Source organism: Methylosinus sp. R-45379 (genome assembly GCF_001644125.1).
Lineage (GTDB): Bacteria > Pseudomonadota > Alphaproteobacteria > Rhizobiales > Beijerinckiaceae > Methylosinus.
This window is the reverse complement of record NZ_LUUM01000304.1, coordinates 1-1,373: the sequence shown is the minus strand read 5'-3', so window position 1 is coordinate 1,373 and position 1,373 is coordinate 1. Positions and strand designations below refer to the sequence as shown.

The 1,373-nt window shown below is 65.3% G+C and carries 1 protein-coding gene; it reads right to left on the bottom strand.

The genetic code is table 11. The features are described 5' to 3' along the window. Positions 1 to 70: 70 nt before the first annotated feature. Positions 71 to 1,270, bottom strand: a complete 1,200-nt coding sequence (locus A1351_RS22075; protein WP_026597690.1) for an IS256 family transposase — start codon at positions 1,268 to 1,270, stop codon at positions 71 to 73. Positions 1,271 to 1,373: the final 103 nt, after the last annotated feature.

The following is a 1,373-nucleotide window of genomic DNA, read 5'->3' as shown; positions in this document are numbered from 1 at the left end:
GATCGTGCCCCTGGAGATGGTGTAGCTCAGGTCGGTCCCGTTCGAGGGACTCCGGCATCAGTCGGTTTGATCAGGCGGCCACGGCGGGCAGCTTGACGATGGGATCATCGCTCAAAGCGGCGATTGTTTCCAGGGTCATATAGCGGCCACGCTGCACGGCCCATTCGTCATTCTGTTCCAACAAGATCGCGCCGACGAGGCGCTTGATCGCCTTCTCGTTCGGGAAGATGCCGACGACCTCGGTGCGGCGCTTGATCTCGCCATTGAGGCGCTCGATGCCGTTGGTGGACTGGATTTTCGGCCAGTGATCCTTGGGAAAGCTCGCATAGGCGAGCACGTCGCATTCGGCGTCGTCCATGAAGGCGGCGAGCTTTGGGAGCGTCGGCCGGAGCTGATCGGCGACCTTGCGCCATTGCGCCTTGGCGGCGCTCTCGTCCTCTTGCGCGAAAGCGGTGGCGATCAGCGCCGAGACGACGCGCCTTCCGCTCTTACCGGCGTGGGCGAGCGCGTTGCGCATGAAATGCACGCGGCAGCGCTGCCAGGAAGCGTTCATCACCTTGGCGACGGCGGCCTTCAGCCCCTCATGCGCGTCGGAGATGACGAGCTTGACGCCGCGCAGTCCTCGCCGGCGCAGGCCGCGCAGGAACTCCGTCCAGAAGGTCTCGGCTTCGGAGGGACCCGTTTCCATTCCGAGAACTTCACGTCGTCCGTCGGCGTTGACGCCGACGGCGACGATCGTCGCCACCGAGACGATGCGGCCGTTCTGGCGCGCCTTCACATAGGTGGCGTCGATCCAAAGATAGGGCCAGTCGCCCTCCAGCGGGCGCTCGAGGAAGGCGTCGACCTTCTCGTCGATCTCCTCGCAGAGCCGGCTGACCTGGCTCTTGGAGACGCCGGAGCCGCCCATGGCTTTGACGAGATCGTCGACGGAGCGTGTCGAGACGCCATGCACATAGGCTTCCTGAATGACCGCTGCGAGCGCCTTCTCGGCCATGCGGCGCGGCTCGAGGAAGCAAGGGAAGTAGGAGCCTTTTCTCAGCTTGGGGATGCGCAGCTCGACGGTCCCGGCGCGCGTCTCCCAATCGCGATCACGATAGCCGTTGCGCTGGACACGGCGGTCCGCCGAACGCTCGCCGTGGGCGGCGCCGGTCAGGGCGCCGACTTCGAGCTCCATCAGCCGCTCGGCGGCGAAGCCGATCATCTCACGCAGGAAATCCGCGTCCGGGGACTTTTCCAGCAGGGCGCGAAGGTTCATCATATCGTCGGTCATCGGTGTTTCCTCGGTTGCGTTCGAATCGCAAACCGATGCTACCGGAGAACCGCCGATGACCGCCCAGCGGCGCTCGGACGCGCTGCGCGTCGGCCTACGGCCT